This is a genomic window from Streptomyces soli (assembly GCF_003999195.1).
Classification (GTDB): domain Bacteria; phylum Actinomycetota; class Actinomycetes; order Streptomycetales; family Streptomycetaceae; genus Actinacidiphila; species Actinacidiphila soli.
Window position 1 is genome coordinate 1 of sequence record NZ_RJVR01000011.1, and the last position, 5,331, is coordinate 5,331.

Sequence of the window (5,331 nt, forward strand, 5' to 3'; positions counted from 1 at the left end):
AGACTCGACCGGCACACCGCCGATCACCAGGAAGAATCCTCCGCCGCACTGGCGGCTTGATCAACCCCCGAAGGATTTCCGGAACGGACCACTAAGCGAGACGCGCGCCGGGCTCGGGCGTGGCTGGTCCAACCGGCAGGGGAGAAGCGATGGCGGAACCGGTACGAGTACGCAGGCTGACCGACCAGGAGGGGCAACGACTGCAGCAGATCGTGCGCCGGGGCAGCACCAGCTCAGTGCGCTACCGCCGCGCGATGATGCTGCTGGCGTCGGCCGGCGGGGTGCGCGATGTCATCCACCGCTTCAACGAGATCGGCCTGGCCTGCTTGGACCCCAAGTGGGCGGGAGGCCGTCCCCGCCTGCTCAGCGCTGACGACGAGGACTTTGTCGTCGCGACGGCCACCACCCGCCCGGTCAGACTCGGCCAGCCTTCACCCGTTGGTCGATCCGTAAACTCGCCGCCTACCTGCGCAAAGTCCACGGACGCGTGATCCGCATCGGCCGCGAGGCCCTGCGCTGCCTCCTGTCGCGACGCGGCGTCACTTTCCAGCGCACCAAGACCTGGAAGGAGTCCACCGACCCGCAGCCAGACGCCAAGCTGGACCGAATCGAGCACGTCCTGGAGCACTTACCCGACCGTGCTTTCGCTTTCGACGAGTTCGGGCCGCTCGGCATCCGCCCCACCGCGGGATCCTGCTGGGCTCCGCAGAACCGACCCCAGCGGATCCCGGCGACCTACCACCGCACCCACGGCGTCACCTACTTTGACGGCTGCTACTCGATCGGTGACGACACCCTGTGGGGCGTCAACCGCCTCCACAAGGGCGCTGGCGCAACGCCAACACCCGCTACCCCGACGTCCTCACAGCCCAGCGACGAGAACGCGCCCGAATCCGCAGCGAGAAGGGCATGCGCTGGGGAGGACCTCGCCAACGCAGCATGACCCGCAACCCGGTGAACCTACGCGGTCAGAGCACGTGCTGGAAGAAGCCCATGGCCATCTGGCTGCGTCCGGCGTTGTGGACGCAGCGGAAGAGCACGGTGGGCTTGCCGTCGGTGTGGTGGCCTCCTGCTCCTGGACTATGAAGTAGAGGAAGGCGTTGGGGTCGGTCTGCCTGCCCTTGCACTTGAGCACCCAGCCGGGCTGGCCGCCGCCGCTGGCGTTTCCGCCGCGGTTGATCAGCGTGATGTTCACCTCTGCGGGCCGTACACATGGCCTGTGAGGTCCGGGCTTGCGCAAACGGACCTGCGCTCTTCCGGGCCATCAGATCGATGGTGCCTTTCCCAGTGCCCGGGGTGCGGTCAGGGCCCGGCCGCTCGCCTCGTGACGTTCATCAGCCGACCCGATGTAGACGAGAGTTTTGAGGACCTCGTTTACGCTGGCGCCGGTCATGGCGATCAGCCGCGCTGGGCTCCGGGCCCGCCGGGGCTGTCGGCGGCGACCTCGGCCGGGGCAACCGCATAGACACCCACGACAACGAAGCCGGCCAGGCAGAGCACCCCCAATGCGTGTGCCCACTCTGAGCCGGCCACGGTGAGCAGGCCGAACCCCGCGAGGAACAATGCCCCGGTCACACGTCCCGCCAGCCCGTGCTTCCCAGCAGCCCGCTGAGCCTGGACGGGCGGGATCCCAGAGCCCTTCAGCCGGCCGGGGTCGAAGCGGCCCCTGAGTACGAGGGAGAACAGCAGTGAGAGCGACGGGAACAGGATGATTGCGCCACCGAGCACGGCCACGGTGACAGCGATCAGCGTGTCCCTCGGCGCGGCTGCCTGCTGGACGGTCAGCCCAGGCAGGAAGTTGGGTGACTGCGCGAGCGCCCATCCCGTGACGATTGCCGCGACGGCCAGCGCGGCGCTGGCTCGCGCCGGGCCGTAACGCCGTACCCAGACCAGCAGCTGGGTAGCGAGTCCGGCGAGGGCCGAAACCACCAGCGCCGGCAGGCCGGGGCCGGTGACCAGGCCATGGTAGAGCGCTGGGGAGTCGGCACTCAGCACGCCGAGGCCGCCGAGTGCGAGTGCTCCCGCCAGGATGCCGCTCGCCAGCGCGCGCCGCCGAAACCAGTCTTCCAGGTCCGGCTCGCCCACGCGCACGGCGTCCGCACAGAGGTAGACCGCGGCCAGGAAGCCGCCGATCACGACAGCGAGTACCCCGATGAGCATCGAGGTGGGGTTCACCCAACTTGTCCATATCGCCCGCCGCGTTGCCAACCGGCACCCGCCCTGAAGCGATTCCGCCCGTGATCGTGCCCAGGGCGAATGGTGTCAAGATCGACGACAGTGCGAAGACGCTCTCGATCACCCGGCGCTCGTGCAGCCCGGACGCGCCGGCACCCAGCGCGTAGGTGGTCCCGCGGAAAATGATGCCGATAGCCGCGATGAACAACGGTACAGACAGTGTCGAGGCGACCGATCCGAAGACGACGGGGTAGGCGGTCCAGGTCACGGTCAGCACGAAGACCAGCCACACGTGGTTGGCCTCCCACACCGGCGCGAGGGCATGATGGGCATGATCCCGCCTGCGCTCCGCCTCGTGCCCCCGGCCGGCTGTGAGCTGCCAGAGCCCAGCCCCGAAGTCGGCGCCGCCGAGCACCGTGTACAGAATGAGCCCGATCAGAATGAAGTACAACGGCAGGCTGTAGAGGTGCATGTCTACTGCTCCTCGGTCGTGGTCGGCTCTGTCAACTCAAGTGGTCGAGCGGCCAGCCGACGCAGGATCCACACGACCGCCACGATGACGCCCGCGTAGACCACCGCCAGCGTCGCGTAGCCCACGGGGATGCCGACGGCGCCAGTGACAGCCTCCGAGGTGCGCATCACCTCGTATACCACCCACGGCTGACGCCCGACCTCAGTGACCACCCAGCCGCACACGAGCGCCACGAGCGAGAGCGGGCCGGCCACCGCGACCGCGCGGTAGAACCAGGCGGATTCGGGTAGTCGGTGGCGCCGCACGCGTACGAAGAGGTAGACCACTCCGAGAAGAGCGAGCAGCGACCCGATTCCGACCATCGTCTGGAAGCTGAGCCGCACCACGTTGACCAGCGGCCAATCTCCGCGCGGCACCGCGTCCAGTCCCTGAACGACCGCGTTCGGGCTGTGGAAAGCCACCAGCGACAGTCCTTTGGGGATCGCGATGCCGTATTGGACCCCGGTGTCGGTGAACCAGCCGAGCAGATGCAAGGGGGCTCCGTGGGTCGTGGCCGGTAGTCCCTCCATGGCAGCGAGCTTGACCGGTTGGATTCTGGCCACCTCGCGGCCGGCCCAGTCTCCGACCAGCATCTGTACCGGCGCAGCCAGCGCGGCCACGGTCAGCGGGATGGCGAGCGCGGTGCGTTCGTACCGTCCCCAGCGGCCGCGCAACCGGCCGACCGCGTACGCGCCGGCGACCAGGAATCCGGTGACCAGGTATCCGGCAACGTACATGTGCACGAGTTCATGCCATAGGTAGGTGTTGCCGAACAGTGCCTGCGCGGGGTGAACGTCGACCACCTTCCCGGCTTGCATGGTGAAACCGCTGGGATGATTCATCCAGGCGTTCACCGAGATCACCGTGAACGATCCGGTGAGCCCGGCCAGGGCGATCGGGATTCCGCTGGCGAAGTGCGCCCTTGGGGAGAGCCGATCCCAGCCGTAGATGTAGACACCGATAAAAATCGCTTCGATGAAGAAGGAGAAACCCTCAACGGCGAAACCGAGACCGAACACACTGCCGAAATCTGCGGTGAAGGCCGGCCACAGCAATCCCATCTCGAAACTCAGGATCGTGCCCGTGATAACGCCGACGGCGAACAGCGCGGCCATCACCCGGGTCCAGCGCCGGGCGAGCACCCGGTAGAGGCTGTCGCCGGTGCGCAGGTGCAGCCACTCGACGAAGAGCACCATCGCGGGGAAGGCGATGCCGAAGCAAACCAGCGGGATGTGGGGTCGAGTCGGCGCGGGTGGACGGTAAGCCCCGGATTGTCTCGCAGCAGTACCTGGGCAGCGGTGAGGAGGTCGCCGCGAAGCTGGCTGGACAGTCCATGGGAGCCCCGGTCCGCAGTCAGCACAAGGAGTTCGGGGCGCTGGCAGCCGTCTGGTCGGTGCTGGAGCGCTTGGGGGTCGCCTCGGCGGTGGACCAGGTCGCACCGAGACGAGCCGACGCTGCCGCGACGACCGGCACGTACATCGCGCTGGCTGCCGCGAACCGGGTGGTCGCCCCCTGCTCGAAAGCAGCCTTCGCTCGGTGGCGGGAGTCCACGGCAGGCCCACGCTTCACCAAGGTGCCCGCCAGCGCCGTGGATCACCGCCGCTTCTGGGAGGCCATGGACCTGCTGGAGGAGGACCTGCTGGCCGGTATCGAGGCGGAGCTGGGGCGCCGCATCGTCACCGAGTTCGGCCCCGACCTTTCGGGGCTGATCCTCGGCATGACCAACTTCGCCACCTTCATCGACTCCGGCAACGACAAAGCCGAGCTGGCCCAGCGCGGCAAGGCCAAACAGAAACGCGTCGACCTGCGCCTGATCGGCCTGGCACTGGTGGTCACCCGTGACGGCGGGGTCCCGGTCCTGTCCCGCGCCTACCCCGGCGACCGCCGCGACGTCACCCAGTTCACCGGAGTCATCGACGATCTCCTCGACCGCTACCGCGCGCTGACCCAGCAGGTCGAGTCGCTGACCGTGGTCTACGACGCCGGACAGAACTCCACCGCCAACTATCGCCCCTCGCCAACAGTCAGGCGACGCCCTCGGCGGCCTGCAGTAGGTACACCGCAGGTTGATGACGATCTCAAAATGGTTCTCGTCCACTCCTTGAGGACGGGTGGCCGGCCGAGCGACCCAGTTGGCCCATTCGGCAGGTCGGTGAGGGCGCGGACAAACAGCACGGACATCCTCTCTGCCGGAGCCGACTGCTTCTTGGCACGCCGTGGCCCACACGACGTCCGGCAGGCGGTACGTGCAGATCCCCGTGACATCCGGCCGGGCAGGTGCTGTCTTTCTGGCTGCCCCGGTGCCCGGACCTGTCCACCATCCCGCTTCCAGGAAGCATCGGCCGCCTGAGTTGGAACGGAGCTCCACTCGCGGCTGGTTTGGTAAGCGCTGACACTGGAAGTGGAACAGCAATTCAGGCGAGGGAGCCATGAGGACCATAGAGGAGACGGTTGAGGTCGCCGTCCCGGTACGCACCGCCTACAACCAGTGGACGCAGTTCAAGAGCTTCCCCCGGTTCATGGCATCGGTGAAGAGAGTCGACCAGATCAGACCCGCTATGACCCGCTGGGTGATCGGGTGGGGTCCGCTGAGCTACGAGTTCGAAGTGGAAATCGTGGAGCAGCGCCCCGATGCCTGCGTGGCC

The 5,331-nt window shown here is 67.5% G+C and carries 6 protein-coding genes and 1 pseudogene; 4 read left to right on the forward strand and 3 right to left on the reverse strand.

All coding sequences use genetic code 11. From position 1 onward, the window contains the following. The first annotated feature begins 149 nt into the window (after positions 1-149). Positions 150-491, forward strand: a complete 342-nt coding sequence (locus EFK10_RS53725; RefSeq protein ID WP_456318717.1) for a helix-turn-helix domain-containing protein — start codon at positions 150-152, stop codon at positions 489-491. Continuing rightward, positions 488-943, forward strand: a complete 456-nt coding sequence (locus EFK10_RS53730) for a hypothetical protein (RefSeq protein ID WP_456318718.1) — start codon at positions 488-490, stop codon at positions 941-943. The genes EFK10_RS53725 and EFK10_RS53730 overlap by 4 nt, the downstream gene beginning before the upstream one ends. Before the next feature lie 455 nt (positions 944-1,398). Here EFK10_RS53730 and EFK10_RS51800 read toward each other — a convergent pair whose 3' ends face one another. The 3 genes and pseudogenes from EFK10_RS51800 to EFK10_RS00685 form a co-directional block, all read right to left on the reverse strand. Beyond that, entirely contained in the window at positions 1,399-2,175 is a 777-nt protein-coding gene (locus EFK10_RS51800; protein WP_265737459.1) for a cytochrome d ubiquinol oxidase subunit II, read from the reverse strand. A gap of 94 nt (positions 2,176-2,269) precedes the next feature. Next, positions 2,270-2,647 (reverse strand): annotated as a pseudogene (locus EFK10_RS51805) (cytochrome d ubiquinol oxidase subunit II); the annotation flags it as partial. Positions 2,648-2,649: 2 nt separating this feature from the next. After that, on the reverse strand, positions 2,650-3,918 hold the full coding sequence (locus EFK10_RS00685) for a cytochrome ubiquinol oxidase subunit I (RefSeq protein WP_265737460.1): 1,269 nt from the start codon (positions 3,916-3,918) through the stop codon (positions 2,650-2,652). Positions 3,919-3,938: 20 nt separating this feature from the next. Between EFK10_RS00685 and EFK10_RS00690 the strand changes: the two genes are divergently transcribed. Then, on the forward strand, positions 3,939-5,036 hold the full coding sequence (locus EFK10_RS00690; protein ID WP_206305252.1) for an IS1634 family transposase: 1,098 nt from the start codon (positions 3,939-3,941) through the stop codon (positions 5,034-5,036). Positions 5,037-5,115: 79 nt separating this feature from the next. After that, a partial coding sequence (locus tag EFK10_RS00695; protein WP_322973260.1) for an SRPBCC family protein occupies positions 5,116-5,331 on the forward strand: 216 nt, incomplete at its 3' end.

What these genes read in the sequence shown, in the direction of transcription:
- EFK10_RS53725 (WP_456318717.1), top strand. Translation starts at nt 150, where the DNA reads ATGGCGGAACCGGTACGAGTACGCAGGCTGACCGACCAGGAGGGGCAA.